Below are 17,050 nucleotides of genomic sequence, written 5' to 3' on the forward strand. Positions count from 1 at the left end.
CCGCGGACCGTGCCTTCGGCGGGTCCGCGGGCGGCAGACGGAACTCTCAGCGCCCGAGCTCCTTGCGCGAGACCCGACGCAGCCTGCGCCGCTGTGAGGGGTCGAGCGCGAGATACGCGGCCGTGGGGACTCCCAGGACGATCAGGAGCGCGGCCCACCAGGGCAGCCAGATCAGCAGGATGAGTCCGGCCGCCACCCCTCCCGCGGCGATCTTCGCCTTCTTCGACATGTGCGTCGCCTCCTTCGCGGCCACTGCCGCTCTCTGTTCTGAAAACGGGCCCGCGCTCCCCGCGGTTCCGCACACGACCCTGAGACGTCCCTGAGTCCCGACCCCTACCCACCCCTGAGAAGTTCTTACGCGTACCTGAGCGGACCGAGCCGGGGTCGGTTCGCCCGGCGCCCCGGGTCGCTCCTCGATCCCTGTCGGCCTCACCGCGCTCGTGCTGTACCCTCGGCGACTCCGAGCCAAGTAGTCAAATTTGAGGAGTGCGGTTCAGCTGTGCAGAGGGTTCCCACGGCAACACCGTCCGAGATCTCCGAACTGGCCGACTGCGCAGCCGTGTTCGTGCCCGGCGATCCGGCCCGCACCGGCACCGTCGCCTTCTGGCGTCCCGACGGCGACGCTCCTCCCGCCGTCCCATCGGGGGCCGTGGCCGACCTGACCGTCGTACTGCCGCGCGGCGCGGGCGCCGAACCGGTGGGCGTGACCGCCGTCCTGCTGCCGGTGCGTACGGCACTGCCCGTGCTCGCACGGGCGCGTGCCCTCGCACACGCCCATCGGGCCGCCGCTTTCTGGGGCGCGTCGACCGTGCTGGCCCTGCACCTCGTCGCCCGTGGGCTGCTCCTGCCCGGCCTCTCCCCGGGCGACCACGACGCCTGGCGGGTGGGTCCGCTCGGACCGGAGGACACCGAGTGGATCCGCGGACTCGCCGCCGCGATGCCGCCCGAGGCGCACGCCGTGCCGATGGGCGACGCCGAGCCGCCGCGACTGCCGCACCCGGAGCGGCTGCTGCGCGCCTTCCTGGACGCTGTCGCCGACACACTGCCCCGGTCCCCCGCCGCCGCGCTCGTGACGGGCGGCCCGCTCTACGCCGCGCAGCGGCCGCAGCGTCTGCCGGAGCTGCGGCCGTGGGCCTCCGAGGTCGCCGCGGGACATGACACCGGCCTACGGATCTCGCTGCGGATCGAGGTGTCCGGCCTGCTGCACGAGACGCCCGACGAGTCCGTGCCGCGGTTCCGGGCTGTGCCCCAGGTGCACAGCCTGACCGATCCCGCGCTCGTCGCCGACGCCGCCCAGGTGTGGGCCGGATCGGGCGCCGCGACCACGCTCGGTCCTCACGCGCGCGTCGACGCGCTGCTGGCGCTCCGCAGCGCCGCCCGGGCCTGGCCCGCGCTCACCCCCCTGCTGTCCGCGACCGTGCCGGAGTCCGTCGACCTCGTCGACGAGGAGGTCACCGAACTGCTCGCCGAGGGCACGCGGGCTCTCGCGGCCGTAGGCGTGGACGTGCACTGGCCCAGGGAACTGGCCCGCGATCTCCACGCGCGTGTGGTGGTCGGCCCGCCGGACGACGAGACGGGTCCCGGCAGACTGTCCTCGAACGCACGGCCCTTCCTCTCGGCTGACACCCTGCTGGCCTTCGACTGGCGCTTCGCGGTGGGCGAGCGGCGCCTGACCCGTGAGGAACTGGACCGGCTCGCCGAGGCGGACCGTCCCGTCGTACGACTGCGCGACCAGTGGGTCCTGATCGACCCTCAGGTGGTGTGCCGTGCCCGCGCGCAACAGGACCGGAAGGTCACGGCGGTCGACGCGCTGAGTGCCGCTCTGACCGGCTCCGCCGAGGTCGACGGCCACCGGGTCGACGTCCAGCCGACAGGCTGGCTGGCGGCCCTGCGGGAACGGCTCGCGGACCCGGAGACACAGGAACCGGTCGCGCGGCCCGCCGCCCTGCACGCCACGCTGCGGGACTACCAGCGGCGGGGCCTGAACTGGCTGGCCCGCATGACCTCCCTGGGCCTGGGCTGTTGTCTGGCCGACGACATGGGGCTGGGCAAGACGATCACTCTGATCGCCCTCCATCTGCACCGGCAGAGCGAGCCGGCCACCGCGGGCCCCACCCTGGTGGTGTGCCCGACGTCCCTGCTCGGCAACTGGCAACGCGAGATCGAGAAGTTCGCGCCCGGCACACGCGTGCGCCGCTTCCACGGGCCCGGGCGCAGCCTGGAATCCCTGGCCGACGGGGAGTTCGTCCTCACGACGTACGGCACGATGCGTCTCCACGCCCCCCGGCTCGCCGAGCCTCCCTGGGGACTGGTCGTCGCCGACGAGGCCCAGCACGTGAAGAACCCGTACTCGGCGACAGCCCGTGCGCTGCGCTCCCTCGACGCACGCGCGCGTGTGGCGCTCACCGGAACCCCGGTGGAGAACAACCTGTCGGAGCTGTGGGCCATCCTCGACTGGACGACACCGGGTCTCCTGGGCCGCCTCGGCACGTTCCGAAGGCAGTACGCGCACGCGGTCGAGGACGGCCGTGATCCGGCCGCCGCCGCACGGCTCACCCGGCTCGTGGGCCCGTTCCTGCTCCGCCGCCGCAAATCGGACCCCGGGATCGCGCCCGAACTGCCGCCCAAGACCGAGACCGACCACGCCGTATCGCTCACCAGCGAGCAGGCGGCCCTGTACGAGGCCGTCGTGCGGGAGACGCTCGCGGAGATCTCCGGCACCGACAGCATGGCGCGGCGCGGGCTGATCGTGAAGTTGCTGACCGGCCTGAAGCAGATCTGCAACCACCCCGCGCAGTACCTCAAGGAGGAGCGGCCGCGCATTCCCGGACGCTCCGGGAAGCTGGACCTCCTGGACGAACTCCTCGACGTCATCCTCTCCGAGGGGGCGAGCGTTCTGGTCTTCACCCAGTACGTCCGGATGGCGCGCCTCGTCGAGCGTCACCTGGCGTCCCGTGGTGTGCCCACGCAGTTCCTGCACGGCGGCACGCCCGTGCCCGAGCGCGAGGCGATGGTGCGGCGCTTCCAGGACGGTGAAGTGCCCGTCTTCCTGCTGTCGTTGAAGGCCGCGGGCACGGGGCTGAACCTGACGCGCGCGGAACACGTCGTGCACTACGACCGCTGGTGGAACCCGGCCGTCGAGGCGCAGGCGACGGACCGCGCGTACCGCATCGGCCAGACCCGGCCCGTGCAGGTGCACCGGCTCATCGCCGAAGGAACCATCGAGGACCGCATCGCCGACATGCTGGACCGCAAGCGTGAGCTGGCCGAGGCGGTGCTCGGTTCCGGCGAGGCCGCGCTGACGGAACTGACGGACGAGGAGTTGGCCGATCTGGTCGAACTGCGAGGAGGCGCGGGATGAACCGGCACGAGGACGACACCGAGCACACGTTCCCGGCGCTTCCGCCCGTGAACGGGAGGGGTTTCGCTCGGACGTGGTGGGGGCGGGCCTGGCTGCGGGCGTTGGAGGACACGGCGCTCGACGGCGAGCAGGTGCGGACGGGGCGCGGACTCGCGCGTGCGGGAGCCGTCGGGGCGGTGTCGGTGCGACCTGGACGCATCACGGCGGTCGTCCAGGGCCGCGACGGTACCCGGCACCGTGCCGACGTCCTGCTGGAGGCGCTGCCGGACGATCGTTGGGACCGTTTCCTGGACCTCGCCGTCGAGCGGTCCGGGCACGTGGCGGCGCTGTTCGACCGGGAGATGCCGCGGCACCTGGTCGAGGACGCGGCGGCAGCAGGTGTCGATCTGTTGCCCGGAACGGGCGATCTGGAGCCCGAGTGCGACTGCGGGGCCTGGGACCACTGCGGGCACACGGCGGCGCTCTGCCACCAGGTGGCGCGTCTGCTCGACCAGGACCCCTTCCTCCTGCTCCTGGTACGGGGACGCGGAGAACGTGCCCTGCTGGCCGACCTCCGGACCCGCGCGACCACGCCCGCGGACACGCCGCCGCGGCCCGAGGGAGTGGATGCCCTGGAGGCGTACGCGGCGGGCGGCGTCCTGCCGCCGCTCCCCGATCCGCCCGCTCTCCCCGAAAAGCCCGGCAGGCCACCGTCGCTGGACACCGGGACGCCACCCGCGCCCGGGGTCGACCCGACCGCACTGGAGTTCCTGGTCGCCCGGACCGCCGAGGAGGCCCACCGCCTGCTCGCCGAGGTACTGCGCGACGGGGTCGGCCCGGGCGCGGGGCCCGACGCCGAAGCGAGCGTGCCGGGAGTGAGCGTGCGCGGAGCGGACCTGACGCTGAGCCAGGACGCGGTCCGGCTGGCCTCGGCGGGCAGCCCGGACATCCGCCTGTCCGACCGGCTCGCCGAGGGCTCGGGCCGCAGTCGTGCCGAACTGGCCCTGGCCGTAGGGGCCTGGCGACAGGACGGCCCGACGGGCCTGTCCATGCTCGAGGAGCAGTGGACGGTCGAGGGTGAGTCACGCGTACGCGCGCGTGCGGCCCTGGAATCGGCCTGGGAGGAGGACGAGCGGCCGACCCTGCGCGCGAGGGGCAACCGGTGGACGGCCGTGGGCACGCCAGGACAGGTGCGTCTGGGCCGCGACGGCCGGTGGTGGCCGTACCGGAAGGCCGGCACCCGGTGGGTGCCGGCGGGGGAGCCGGCCCGGGATCCCGCGACGGCGCTCGCCTCCGCGCTGTCCGATCCGGACGATCCCGACGTCTTCGGCGGACTCGGCGGACTCGGCGAATTCCGCGAACTCGGCGAGTAGGAATGTCAGTGGAATGGGGCTCTCACAAGTGCCCTACGCGCGGCTTTCGTACGGCAACCGCCCGGCCTGCTAGGGCTCCAGAGACGGGAGCAACGACGTCAAGTCGCTGGGTACGCCGCTCGGAAGGTCACTGAAGAGATCGCTGGGAAGTTCCGTGGGGAGTCCGCTGGGGAACTGCGAGGGCAGAGAGGGAAGCCGACTGGGCAGCTCGGTCGGGATGCTGAAGGACGGCTCGGGCGAGGCACCGGTGCTCGCACCGCTCTCGGCGGGGGGTTTGCGGTCCGGTGAGTCGTCGTCACCTGAGGTCATCAGCACCACCACGGCGACGACGACTCCCACGGCCACGATCGCCGCGAGCAGGAGGATCAGGGGGTTGCGACGCCGCCCCGGGCCACGGTCACCGTCGGGAGAGGGGCCGTAGCCACCTCCGGAGCCATAGCCGCCCCCGGAGCCGTAGCCGCCACCAGAGCCGTAGCTCCCTCCCGAGCCGGGATCCCCTCCGGAGCCGTAGCCCCCTCCCGCTCCGTCATCGGGGCCGGAGTGTCCTGGAGGAGGTCCGAATCCACCGCCCTGCGGCGGGATGTCACCTGGCGGACCGGGCGGGTGGGGCGGTACGGGTGGCATCGACATACCGTCCAGGTTCCCGCCGGCCCGCCCATGGCGCGACCCCCGCACGGAAGTTGACACGGACTCATGGCGTGGACCACATGATTCCGTGTCATTCCGCGCGCGGGCCGCGTACCGTCACGGCGAAGTCGCGTGGACGCACGCGCCTGGGCCCACTCATGTGGGCCCGCGTACGTCCACGCGCGCGTGCACTCAGCCTCGCGCGCCCAGCAGGTGGTCCATGGCCAGCTGGTCGAGACGCTCGAAGGCCATCCCGCGGGCGGCCGCCGCCTCGACGTCGAACTCCTCGAACGCGGTGCGGTCGGCGAGCAGCGCCTCCAGGCCGTCCGCCGCCGTGGGCTGCGCCAGCTCGTCCAGGCGGGAAGCGCGCAGGGCTTCCTGAACCTCCGGGTCCGCGCGGAACGCGGTCGCGCGCTCCTTGAGGATCAGGTAGTTGCGCATGCAGCCCTCGGCCGACGCCCACACACCGTCGAGGTCCTCGGTCCGCGGCGGCTTGAAGTCGAAGTGCTTGGGGCCTTCGTAGCCGGCGGTCTCCAGGAGGTCGACCAGCCAGAAGGCGGCACGCAGGTCACCGGCGCCGAAGCGCAGGTCCTGGTCGTACTTGATGCCGGACTGGCCGTTGAGGTCGATGTGGAAGAGCTTGCCCGCCCACAGGGCCTGGGCGATGCCGTGCGGGAAGTTCAGCCCGGCCATCTGCTCGTGGCCGACTTCGGGGTTGACGCCGTACAGCTCCGGGCGCTCCAGGCGCTCGATGAAGGCCAGGGCGTGGCCGACGGTGGGCAGCAGGATGTCGCCGCGGGGCTCGTTCGGCTTGGGCTCGATCGCGAAGCGCAGGTCGTAGCCCTGGGAGGTGACGTACTCGCCGAGGAGGTCGAAGCCCTCCTTCATCCGGTCGAGCGCGACGCGCACGTCCTTGGCTCCGCCGGACTCGGCGCCCTCGCGGCCGCCCCAGGCGACATACGTCTGCGCGCCGAGCTCGACGGCGAGGTCGATGTTGCGGATCGTCTTGCGCAGGGCGTAACGACGCACGTCGCGGTCGTTGGCGGTGAACGCGCCGTCCTTGAAGACCGGGTGCGTGAAGAGGTTGGTCGTGGCCATCGGCACGGTCATGCCGGTCGCGTCCAACGCCTGGCGGAAGCGCTTGATGTGCGACTCGCGCTCGGTGTCCGAAGAACCGAAGGGGATCAGGTCGTCGTCGTGGAAGGTCACTCCGTGGGCGCCGAGCTCGGCCAGGCGCTGCACGGTCTCGACCGGGTCGAGGGCACGGCGGGTGGCGTCGCCGAACGGGTCCCGTCCCTGCCAGCCGACGGTCCACAGACCGAAGGTGAACCTGTCATCGGGGGTGGGCTGGTAGCTCATGCCGCGGCTCCTTGCTTGCTGAACTATTTCGTCATGGCCGTTTACAAATTAGTATGCCAACGCATCCCTGGGAAGGGACAAGGTGTCCCCGGAGAGTGAGATCCAGGTCGCCTCACCCCCGAAAACCGGGAAAACAGCAGGTCAGATACCGCGGAGCCGCGGAAAAAAGCAGGGAGAGCCCGATGTCAGCAGCCGAGGGTCCGCTCGTCGTCGGCGTGGACACGTCCACCCAGTCCACCAAGGTGCTCGTCGTCGACGCGGCCACCGGACAGGTCGTCGCGAGCGGCCAGGCACCGCACACCGTCTCCTCCGGGGCGGGTCGTGAGAGCGACCCCCGTCAGTGGTGGGACGCCCTGGGCGAGGCCCTGCGCCAGTGCGGTGACGCGGCCCACGAGGCCGCGGCGGTGTCGATCGGCGGGCAGCAGCACGGGCTGGTCACCCTCGACGACCGGGGCGAGCCGGTGCGCCCGGCCCTGCTGTGGAACGACGTCCGCTCGGCGCCGCAGGCCCGACGGCTCGTCGAGGAACTGGGCGGGCCGAAGGCCTGGGCGGACCGCACGGGCAGCGTGCCCGGAGCCTCGTTCACGGTGACGAAGTGGGCCTGGCTGGCCGAGCACGAACCGGAGGCGGTCCGCGCCACCAAGGCCGTACGCCTCCCCCACGACTACCTCACCGAGCGCCTCACGGGTCAGGGCACGACGGACCGCGGGGACGCCTCCGGCACCGGCTGGTGGTCCTCCGGGACCGAGGCGTACGACGAGGAGATCCTCGCCCATGTGGGACTCGACGCCGCCCTCCTGCCGCGCGTGGTCCGGCCCGGGGAGGTGGCCGGGACCGTTCGCGACGGCCATGACCTGCCCTTCTCCAAGGGCACCCTGGTCGCCCCCGGCACCGGCGACAACGCGGCCGCCGCGCTGGGGCTCGGGCTGCGGCCCGGGACGCCGGTGCTGAGTCTCGGCACGTCAGGCACGGTGTACGCGGTGTCCGAGCGGCGCCCCGCGGACCCGACCGGGACGGTGGCGGGCTTCGCCGACGCGCACGGGGACTGGCTGCCGCTGGCCTGCACGCTCAACTGCACGCTCGCCGTCGACCGCCTCGCCGCCCTGCTCGGCCTCGGCCGCGAGGCGGTGGAGCCGACGACCGGCGTCACGCTCCTGCCCTACCTGGACGGTGAGCGCACCCCGAACCTGCCGAACGCCTCGGGACTCCTGCACGGCCTGCGCCACGACACGACCGCCGGCCAGCTCCTCCAGGCCGCCTACGACGGCGCCGTCCACTCCTTGCTGGGGGCGCTCGACCTGGTGCTCGACGAGGACACGGACCGCACGGCCCCGCTGCTGCTGATCGGCGGCGGCGCCCGGGGAACGGCCTGGCAGGAGACCGTACGTCGGCTGTCGGGGCGGCCCGTCCAGATCCCCGAGGCCAGGGAACTGGTCGCACTCGGTGCCGCGGCCCAGGCCGCCGGCCTGCTGACCGGGGAGGACCCCGGCGCGGTCGCCCGGCGCTGGAACACGGCTCAGGGGCCGGTGCTGGAAGCGGTGGAGCGGGACGAGGAGACACTGGCGAGGATCACCGGGGTACTCTCCGACGCGGCCCCGCTGCTGGAGCGGGGGACGAACGCCCCCTGAGGCACGACCGACGAAGGACGCTCCCTGAGGGACGCCCTCCGAAGGGCATCACCTCAGGGACATCTTTTGACGGACATCGTCTGAAGGACGGCTTCTGAAGGACATCGACCGAGGACTGACCGTGGGCATGACGGCACCACTGCACGAGGGACACCCGACCGGTCCCGGGCGAGCGCTGCCCGACACCCAGCAAGGCATGCGCCGGCGCAATCTCGCGCGCGTGATGCACACGGTCGGCGCCGAGGGCCCGCTCTCCCGTGCCGGGGTCGCCTCGCGCATCGGTCTGACCCGGGCGGCGGTGTCGACCCTCGTCGACGAGCTCATACGCTCCGGTCTGCTGGAGGAACTGGGCCCCGAGCGGCCAGGACGGGTCGGCCGGCCGGGATCGGCGCTGGCGGTCAGCGGGCACGGCCCCGCCGGGATCGGCGCCGAGGTAGGCGTCGACCATCTCGCGGTCTGCGCGATCGACCTGCGCGGCGAGGTCCGGGCGAGGGCCGTGCGGCACGGCACGAACCGCGGCCGCTCCCCCGAGCCGGTGATCGAGGAACTCACCTCTCTGATACGCGGCGTCGTCGCCGAGGCGGAACGCGCGGGTCTGTGGCCGGCGGGGTTGGCGGTGGCCGTGCCCGGCCTGGTCGCCCCCGACGCGCGGACCGTCGTCCGCGCCCCGAACCTCGACTGGCACGATCTGGACCTCGGCGCGCTGCTCCCCGCGGAATTGCCGCTGACCGTGGACAACGAGGCCAACTTCGGCGGCCTCGCCGAACTCTGGCTCGGCGAAGGCACCCCGCGCGACTTCCTCCATGTCTCGGCCGAGATCGGTATCGGCGCGGCGGTCGTGGTGGACGGTCGGCTGCTGCGTGGAACCCGGGGCTTCGCGGGCGAGTTGGGACATGTTCCCGTGCAACCGGACGGGCCGGAATGCGCGTGCGGCGGGCGCGGATGCCTGGAGCAGTACGCCGGTGAGGAAGCGGTGCTGCGCGCGGCCGGTCTGGAGCCCGGCGAGGACCGCGTCGGGCTGCTCGCGGGGCGCGCCGCGGAAGGCGACGAGGCCGTACGGCGGGCACTGCGCGAGGCGGGAACGGCGTTCGGTGTCGCGCTGACCGGGGCGGTGAACCTCCTCGACCCCGAGAGTGTCGTGCTCGGGGGCGCGCTCTCCGGTCTCGCACCCTGGCTGTTGCCGTCCCTGCGGGAGGAGTTGGCCCGGCGCACGGCGGGACCCGCGTGTCCCGTGGCCGTGTCACGCCTGGGATCCGAGGGCCCTCTGCTGGGGGCGGCCCACTCGGTGGTGCGGATGGTCCTGGACGATCCCGCGGCGGTGGCGAAGCGGGGCTGAGTCTCGTTACGGGCCCCGGACGCGGGGCTGAGCTTCAGAGCAGTCGGCGGACGCTGGGCCGGACCTCGTCACCGCCTCCGGAGGCAGGGCTGATCCTCAAAGCTGTCGACGGACCTTCGGGTGAGCTTCGTCGCCGTCACCAGACGCCAGGCTGAAACTCGGCCCCTCCCCCGGTGGTCCACTCGGGTCGGCCGCCCGCCCGGCCGTCCGCAAGCGGCGGCGTCCCGCCCGCACGGAACCGGAATCACCCGTTCGAGCTGCGGAGTTATCCACAACGCCTCGGCCGTCCACGGAACCCCGCAGCCCCCTTCTGCCCAACCCGCGGGCGCCGTACCGTGATTCATGCGAGGCGCAGCCGTCGTGAGGTGACGAGAGCCGACGTATCGGGTGAACGAGGGGATTCACATGGCGGGGGAAGCAGCAGGGGAAACAGTGGCGGAAACGCCACGGAAAGCGGCTGTCGGACTGCGGCGCGACGCCGTCGGTCTACGTGAGGTCCTGTTCCAGAGCGTCACGGCCATGGCGCCGGCCGCGGCGGTCGCCGCGTCCATTCCGTCCGGAGCCGCCTTCGCGGGCGGCAGCCTGCCGCTGTCCGTCCTGATCGCGTTGGTGGCCTGTCTGTTCACGGCGTCCTGTGTGGCGGAATTGGCACGGGAGTTACCGGCCGCGGGATCGGTGGCCACCTATGCGGCACAGGGTCTGCACCCGGCCGTCGGCTTCCTGGTCGGCTGGGGCTATGTGTTCGTCGAGACCCTCGTCCCGCCGTTGCTGCTGCTCCAGCTCGGCTTCACCACGGCCGGCACACTGCACCAGGAGTGGTCCTCGTACCCGGCCGACCTCTGGTGGCCGTGGTCGCTCGCCGGCGCCGCCGTCATCACGGTGACCGGGTATCTGGGAGTGCGCACGTCGGCCCGCTTCGGCACGGTCCTCGGCGTGTTCGAGGTCCTGGTCTTCCTGGTCTTCGCCGTCTGGCTGATCGGCAAGGCCGGCTCGGACAACACGCTGTCGGTGTTCGGCACCTCCCACACGGCGGACGGCTACGGCGGCGTGGGCGGGGTGTTCGCCGGTTCGGTCTACACGGTCCTGGCCTTCGCCGGGTTCGAGGCGGCGGCACCACTGGCCGAGGAGACGCGGGACCCACGCCGTACGATGCACCGCGCGGTGCTCGGCGCCGCCTTGGCGATCGGGCTGTTCTACGTGGTCACCACCTACGCCATGACGGTGTACTTCGGCCCCGACCGTCTCGGCGAGTTCGGCGCCTCCGGTGCCGCGTCCTGGGAAGGGGTGGCCCGGGCGTCGTTCGGACTGTTCTGGGTCCTGGTGTTCCTCGCCGTGGTCAACTCCACGATCGCCAACGCCAACGCCTGCGCCAACGTCTCCACGCGCACCGCGTTCGCGCTGGCCCGCATCCGCGTTCTCCCCCGCGTCCTCGCCACACTGCACCCCCGGCACCGCTCCCCCGTCGCCGGCATCGTCGTGCAGGCGGTCGTCGCGGTCGGCGCCGTGCTGGGGCTGGGATTCGCCTACGACCCCGTGACCGCGTTCCTGCTGCTGGCCACGGTGATCGTCACGGTCGTCATCGGTGTGTACGTCGTGGTGAACCTCGCCTGTGCCGGCTATTTCCTGCGGCGCGGACGCCCCGTGCTGAAGCCCGTACGGCACGTCGTGTTCCCGCTTCTCGGCATCGTCGCGTTCGTCCCGGCGCTGCTCACCGCCGCGGGCCTGCCGGTCTTCGACTTCGTGACCGAGCTGACCGCCCCGGTGTCGTACGCGGGACCCGTCGTCGGCGGCTGGATGGCGGCCGGGGTCGTCGTGCTGCTCGTTCTCCTGCGGCGCCATCCCGAGCGCATAGCCGAGACCGCCCGTGTCCACCTCGACGAGACCGAGTCCGCCGTCCTTCCGCAGAACGGAGCAGTGCAGCGATGAGCGACCACCGGATCCTGACCGTGCGGCCCGGACCGGGCGAATACGCCTGGACGTTCGGCGGGGCGCCGCCGGTGGCCCGTATCGCGCCCGGAACAGTCCTCGACCTGTACACGGAGGACTGCTTCGGCGGACGGGTGCGGTCCGAGAAGGACCTGGTGTCCGAGGTGTGCGAGTTCCCGTTCCTCAACCCGCAGACGGGCCCCTTCCATGTGGAGGGGGCGGAACCGGGGGACACGGTCGCCGTGCACTTCGTGTCGATTGAACCCGCCCGGGACTGGGCGGCCTCGACCACGGTCCCGCTGTTCGGCGCGCTGACCTCGACGCACACCACGGCCACGCTTCAGCGCCCGTTGCCTGAGACCGTCTGGATCTGGCAGCTGGACCGCTCGCGCGGAACGGCGCTGTTCCGGGCGCACGACAGCGACATCGAGGTCGAGCTGCCCCTCGACCCGATGCACGGGACGGTGGGAGTGGCTCCCGCCAACCTGGAGGTGCGCTCCGCGCTGGTACCCGACGCGCACGGCGGCAACATGGACACCCCGGAGATGCGGGCGGGCGTCACCTGCTACCTAGGGGTGAACGTCGAGGGCGCGCTGCTCAGCCTCGGGGACGGGCATGCGCGTCAAGGGGAGGGAGAGACCTGCGGTGTCGCCGTGGAATGCGCGATGAACACCGTGGTGATCGTGGAGTTGCTGAAGGGGATCGCCACGCCGTGGCCGCGCATCGAGTCGGACACGCACATCATCTCCACCGGCTCGGCGCGGCCGCTGGAGGACGCGTTCCGGATCTCCCAGCTCGACCTGGTGCAGTGGCTGGTGCGGGACTACGGGTTCAGTGAACTGGACGCGTACCAGTTCGCCACCCAGGCCGTCGAGTCGCCGTTGGCCAACGTGTGCGACACCAACTACACATGCGTGGCGAAGCTGCGCAAGGCCTGGCTTCCGGCGCACGAGACGCACCGCGGACTGCACGCGCGTCTGCGTGACACCGCGTCGGGCCTCCGGCTCTGACCGCACTGCCCCACCGGCAGCTCCTCCCCCACCCCCGCGCAGCAAGCCGAAAGGAGATCACACATGGAACGGGCGAGACCACTGCCCAGCAGGCGACGGCTCCTCAAGGGAGCGGCACTCGCGGCCGTCCCGTACGCGCTGCTCCCCGGCACGCGAGCCGGTGCCCAGGCCCAGGCGGTCGACTATCCACTGGCCGAATGGCGGCCGGCGAGCTCCTCCAACCACACGGTCTCGAACCGCCCCACGACGTACGCCGTCGATCGCGTGATCATCCACGTCACCCAGGAGACCTATTCCGACACGATCGCCATCTTCCAGAACCCGGCGAAGCGGGTCTCCGCGCACTACGTCGTCCGCTCCGCCGACGGGCACGTCGCCCAGTGCGTCCGCGAAAGGGACGTCGCCTGGCACGCGGGGAACTGGGGTTACAACACACGCAGCATCGGCATCGAGCACGAGGGCTGGGTGGATCAGCCCGGCTACTTCACCGACGCCCTGTACGAGCAGTCGGCCAGGCTCACGGCGGCGATCTGCGCCAAGTACGCCATCCCGAAGGACCGTGCGCACATACGCGGACACTTCGAGGTACCGGGCACGGACCACACCGACCCCGGACCGAACTGGGACTGGGTCCGCTACATCAGGCTCGTGAATTTCGCCTGACCGACGTGCCGAACCTCCCGAACCTGCCGAACCTGCCTGTCCGACCGCGACCGCACCCTGCCCGTGCCGGTGTCGTTCGGGTGAGCGTGGTCGAAACGGTTGTCGGCGCGCGGACCCGGAGTGACGATGTCCTCAGCCGCGTTGCCTGAGCCGCATTATCTGAGTCGCACCACTTGAACCGCACTACCTGAGTCGCACCGTTCGAGTCCCATCACCTGAGCCTCACCGCCTGAGCCACTCGCCCGTTCGCACCCCCGCGCCGCGTTGCCTCGGTCGCGACGGACCGGTCTCGGTGACTCGGTCGCGACGGCTCAGTCACATCACCTTCCGGGAGGCCGAGTTGACCGATCCCTGGGTGGCCCTGGAGCCGGGGGCCGACCCCGCCGAACGCACGAAGCTCCTGCGCCGCGCGCACGACACGTTCACCAAGGCGGGCACGGTGCCGCGGCCGGTGCGCGCCGTGGTGGCGGACTCGTGGAGGCGTTCCGCACGGGCCGGGGTCGGGCCAGACGGCACCGCGAGCGTGGAGCTCATGGACGGCGAACTCGGCGCCTACCGCGCGGAGCATCCGTTGGCGCGGGTGATGCCGTTGTTCCGTGAACTGATGGGCACGTTCGCCGCCGACGGCGAGCATCTGCTGGCGGTGTGCGACGCGCACGGCAGACTGCTCTGGGTCGAGGGCCATGCGGCGACCCGGCACAAGGCGCAGCTGATGAACTTCGTCCCGGGCGCCAGATGGGCGGAGTCGGCGGTCGGGACGAACGCGCCGGGCACGGCGGTCGCCGTGAACCGACCGGTGCAGGTCTTCGCGGCCGAGCACTTCATCCGGCGGGTGCAGCCCTGGACCTGTGCGGCGGCGCCGGTGCACGATCCGCGCACCGGGCGCGTGCTCGGTGCCGTGGACATCACCGGCGGGGACGGCCTCGCGCATCCGCACAGTCTCGGGTTCGTCCAGGCCGTCGCCCGCGCCGCCGAGTCCCATCTCGCGCTGCTGACCCCCGAGCATCCCGCCGAGGACACGGCGGAACTGACCGCGCTGGGCTGCGACGAGGCACGGTTGTTCGCCGGCGGCCGCAAGGTGCGGCTCAGCCGCAGGCACAGCGAGCTCCTGGTGCTGCTCGCCCGGCACCCGGAGGGACTGACCGGCGACGAGTTGCTGTGCGCGTTGTACGAGGACGAGTCGGTGACGCCGGTGACGCTACGGGCCGAGCTGGCGCGGCTGCGCGGACTGCTCGGTCCCGGGCTGCTGGCCTCGCGTCCCTACCGGCTGACGGTCCCGGTCGAGTCCGACGTCGCCGCCGTCGAACGACACCTGGAGACGGGGGCGATCACGGCGGCCGCGGCGGCGTACACCGGACCGCTGCTGCCCTGTTCCCAGGCTCCGGCCGTGGTGCACCTCAGGCGACGCGTCGCGGACGGACTGCGGGCGGCGCTGATCGCCCGCCGCGACCCTGATCTGCTGGCGGACTGGGTCCACGCGCCCTGGGGCGAGGAGGACCTGGACGCATGGCGGGCACTCGCGACGGTACGGCCGACACCGACGGTACGGGCACGGCTCGCGGCGTTGGAGACCGAGCTGACGGCGCCGGTCCCCCCGTCGATCCGGCCGTCCGCCCGGTCGTCGATCCGGCCGACGATCCGGCGGCCAGGTCACTGAGCGCGGTCCGGCGGCCTCTCGCAACGTGGTCGCAACGTCCGCGTCCCTAGCGTGGCAGCGAGAGCTGCCCAACGGCGGGCGGCGCTTCTGAAGGAGGCAGGCCAGCATGACCCGTTACGCGGCCCCCGGCACCGAAGGCGCGATCGTCTCCTACCAGGCACGCTACGACCACTTCATCGGCGGCGAGTACGTACCACCGGCCCGTGGGCAGTACTTCGACAACCCGAGTCCGGTGAACGGGGAGCCGTTCGCCGAGGTCGCGCGCGGCACGGCGGAGGACGTGGAGCGGGCGCTCGACGCGGCCCACGCGGCCGCGCCGGCCTGGGGCAGGAAGTCGGCGACCGAGCGCTCCGACGTGCTGCTCAAGATCGCCGACCGTATGGAGGCGAACCTGGAGGCGCTGGCGGTCGCCGAGAGCTGGGAGAACGGCAAGCCGGTCCGGGAGACGCTGGCGGCCGACATCCCGCTGGCCATCGACCACTTCCGCTACTTCGCCGGCGCGATCCGCGCCCAGGAAGGGGCGCTCAGCGAGGTCGACGACGACACGGTGGCGTACCACTTCCACGAGCCGCTCGGGGTCGTTGCGCAGATCATCCCGTGGAACTTCCCGATCCTGATGGCCACCTGGAAGCTCGCCCCGGCGCTGGCGGCGGGCAACGCGATCGTCCTCAAGCCCGCCGAGCAGACGCCGGTCTCCATCCACTACTGGATGAGCCTCATCGCGGACCTGCTGCCGCCGGGTGTGGTGAACATCGTCAACGGCTTCGGTGAGGAAGCGGGCAAACCCCTCGCGTCCAGCCCGCGCGTGGCGAAGATCGCCTTCACGGGAGAGACCTCGACGGGGCGGTTGATCCTGCAGTACGCCTCGGAGAACCTCAAGCCCGTCACGCTGGAGCTCGGCGGCAAGTCGCCCAACATCTTCTTCGACGACGTGTGGGAGAAGGACGACGCGCTGCGGGACAAGGCGCTCGAGGGCTTCACCATGTTCGCGCTGAACCAGGGCGAGGTGTGCACCTGCCCCTCACGCGGGCTGATCCAGCGCGGCAACTACAGCGACTTCCTGGCGGCCGCCGTCGCCCGCACCGAGCTGATCAAGCCGGGGCACCCCCTGGACACGGACACGATGATCGGCGCCCAGGCGTCCAGCGACCAGCTCGCCAAGATCCTCTCGTACATCGACATCGGCCGGGAAGAAGGCGCGAAGATCCTCACCGGCGGCGAACGCGCGGAGTACGACGGAGAGCTGAAGGGCGGTTACTACGTCCGCCCGACGATCTTCGAGGGCGACAACCGTATGCGGGTCTTCCAGGAGGAGATCTTCGGACCGGTGGTGTCCGTGGCCTCGTTCGACGACTTCGACGACGCCATCAAGATCGCCAATGACACGCTGTACGGCCTCGGAGCGGGCGTGTGGACGCGTGACATCAACACGGCGTACCGCGCGGGCCGGGCGATCCAGGCGGGGCGCGTCTGGACGAACTGCTACCACGCCTACCCCGCGCATGCAGCGTTCGGCGGCACGAAGCAGTCTGGAATCGGCCGCGAGAACCACCGCATGGTGTTGGACCACTATCAGTGGACGAAAAATCTGCTTGTCAGCTACTCGCCGAAGAAGCTCGGCTTCTTCTAAAGATCTCCGGTAGTTGACGCCGAAGCCTTCCCTGTCGACGCCATCCGATCGACTGGGGACTGTACATCTCTGGTGATCTCCAAACTGCGCCGTATGCGGCCTCGCACAGCACCTCAGATGTGCCTGCGCCGCGTACGGAGCTGAGTAGAACCTCGTACGTGACTCGGTCACGTACGGAGCTGGATAGAAGCTCGGACACGCCGCCTTCGGCGGCTACAAGCAGTCCGGCATCGGCCGCGAGACCCACAAGATGATGCTGGAGCACTACCAGCAGACGAAGAACCTGCTGGTGTCGTACTCGCCGCAGAAGCTGGGCTTCTTCTAGAGGCGCGGAAAAGGCGCCTGAACCGGGCTCTCCCCCGTCAGGCGCCTTTCTGCCGCTCCTTGCCAGGCGACTTCCCCGCCGAGGGCGTCCCGTTTCCACGCGACCTGCACGCTCACACCGGTTCCCGGCGGTTGGTGGGTGGAGGACTCAGGAGTTCGGCGAGTGGTCCGGCGAGC

At 71.5% G+C, this 17,050-nt stretch carries 11 protein-coding genes and 1 pseudogene; 10 read left to right on the forward strand and 2 right to left on the reverse strand.

The genetic code is table 11. The features are described from left to right. Nucleotides 1-46: 46 nt before the first annotated feature. On the reverse strand, nt 47-229 hold the full coding sequence (locus tag ACWCQK_RS15770) for a hypothetical protein (protein WP_385772914.1): 183 nt from the start codon (nt 227-229) through the stop codon (nt 47-49). A 270-nt stretch (nt 230-499) separates the two neighbouring features. Between ACWCQK_RS15770 and ACWCQK_RS15775 the strand changes: the two genes are divergently transcribed. Then, nucleotides 500-3,361 (forward strand): SNF2-related protein, encoded by a 2,862-nt coding sequence (locus tag ACWCQK_RS15775; protein WP_451155686.1) that lies wholly within the window; start codon nt 500-502, stop codon nt 3,359-3,361. After that, on the forward strand, nt 3,358-4,713 hold the full coding sequence (locus ACWCQK_RS15780; RefSeq protein ID WP_451155687.1) for an SWIM zinc finger family protein: 1,356 nt from the start codon (nt 3,358-3,360) through the stop codon (nt 4,711-4,713). The genes ACWCQK_RS15775 and ACWCQK_RS15780 overlap by 4 nt, the downstream gene beginning before the upstream one ends. Before the next feature lie 819 nt (nt 4,714-5,532). Here the strand turns inward: ACWCQK_RS15780 and xylA are convergent. After that, nucleotides 5,533-6,699 (reverse strand): xylose isomerase, encoded by a 1,167-nt coding sequence (gene xylA / locus ACWCQK_RS15785; protein ID WP_451155688.1) that lies wholly within the window; start codon nt 6,697-6,699, stop codon nt 5,533-5,535. 182 nt (nt 6,700-6,881) lie between these two features. On the opposite strand from xylA, the gene xylB reads away from it, so the two are divergent. The 8 genes and pseudogenes from xylB to ACWCQK_RS15825 all read left to right on the forward strand — a co-directional run. Next, the gene (gene xylB / locus ACWCQK_RS15790) at nt 6,882-8,327 is read left to right on the forward strand and encodes a xylulokinase (protein WP_451155689.1); all 1,446 of its coding nucleotides are present in this window, start codon (nt 6,882-6,884) and stop codon (nt 8,325-8,327) included. Nucleotides 8,328-8,454: 127 nt separating this feature from the next. Next, nucleotides 8,455-9,663 (forward strand): ROK family protein, encoded by a 1,209-nt coding sequence (locus tag ACWCQK_RS15795; RefSeq protein ID WP_451155690.1) that lies wholly within the window; start codon nt 8,455-8,457, stop codon nt 9,661-9,663. A 432-nt stretch (nt 9,664-10,095) separates the two neighbouring features. Then, nucleotides 10,096-11,589, forward strand: a complete 1,494-nt coding sequence (locus ACWCQK_RS15800; RefSeq protein ID WP_451155691.1) for an APC family permease — start codon at nt 10,096-10,098, stop codon at nt 11,587-11,589. After that, nucleotides 11,586-12,599 (forward strand): acetamidase/formamidase family protein, encoded by a 1,014-nt coding sequence (locus ACWCQK_RS15805; RefSeq protein ID WP_451155692.1) that lies wholly within the window; start codon nt 11,586-11,588, stop codon nt 12,597-12,599. The genes ACWCQK_RS15800 and ACWCQK_RS15805 overlap by 4 nt, the downstream gene beginning before the upstream one ends. Nucleotides 12,600-12,662: 63 nt before the next feature. Beyond that, a complete protein-coding gene (locus ACWCQK_RS15810) occupies nt 12,663-13,262 on the forward strand; it encodes an N-acetylmuramoyl-L-alanine amidase (protein WP_451155693.1) in 600 nt (199 codons plus the stop codon). Nucleotides 13,263-13,602: 340 nt separating this feature from the next. Beyond that, nucleotides 13,603-14,919: a GAF domain-containing protein gene (locus ACWCQK_RS15815; protein WP_451155694.1), complete on the forward strand. Its 1,317-nt coding sequence runs from the start codon at nt 13,603-13,605 to the stop codon at nt 14,917-14,919. Nucleotides 14,920-15,025: 106 nt separating this feature from the next. Continuing rightward, nucleotides 15,026-16,549: an acetaldehyde dehydrogenase ExaC gene (exaC, locus tag ACWCQK_RS15820; RefSeq protein WP_451155695.1), complete on the forward strand. Its 1,524-nt coding sequence runs from the start codon at nt 15,026-15,028 to the stop codon at nt 16,547-16,549. A 196-nt stretch (nt 16,550-16,745) separates the two neighbouring features. Then, nucleotides 16,746-16,874, forward strand: a pseudogene (locus ACWCQK_RS15825) (aldehyde dehydrogenase family protein); the annotation flags it as partial. Between the last annotated feature and the right edge of the window lie 176 nt (nt 16,875-17,050).

The organism is Streptomyces sp. NPDC002306, from assembly GCF_053593435.1.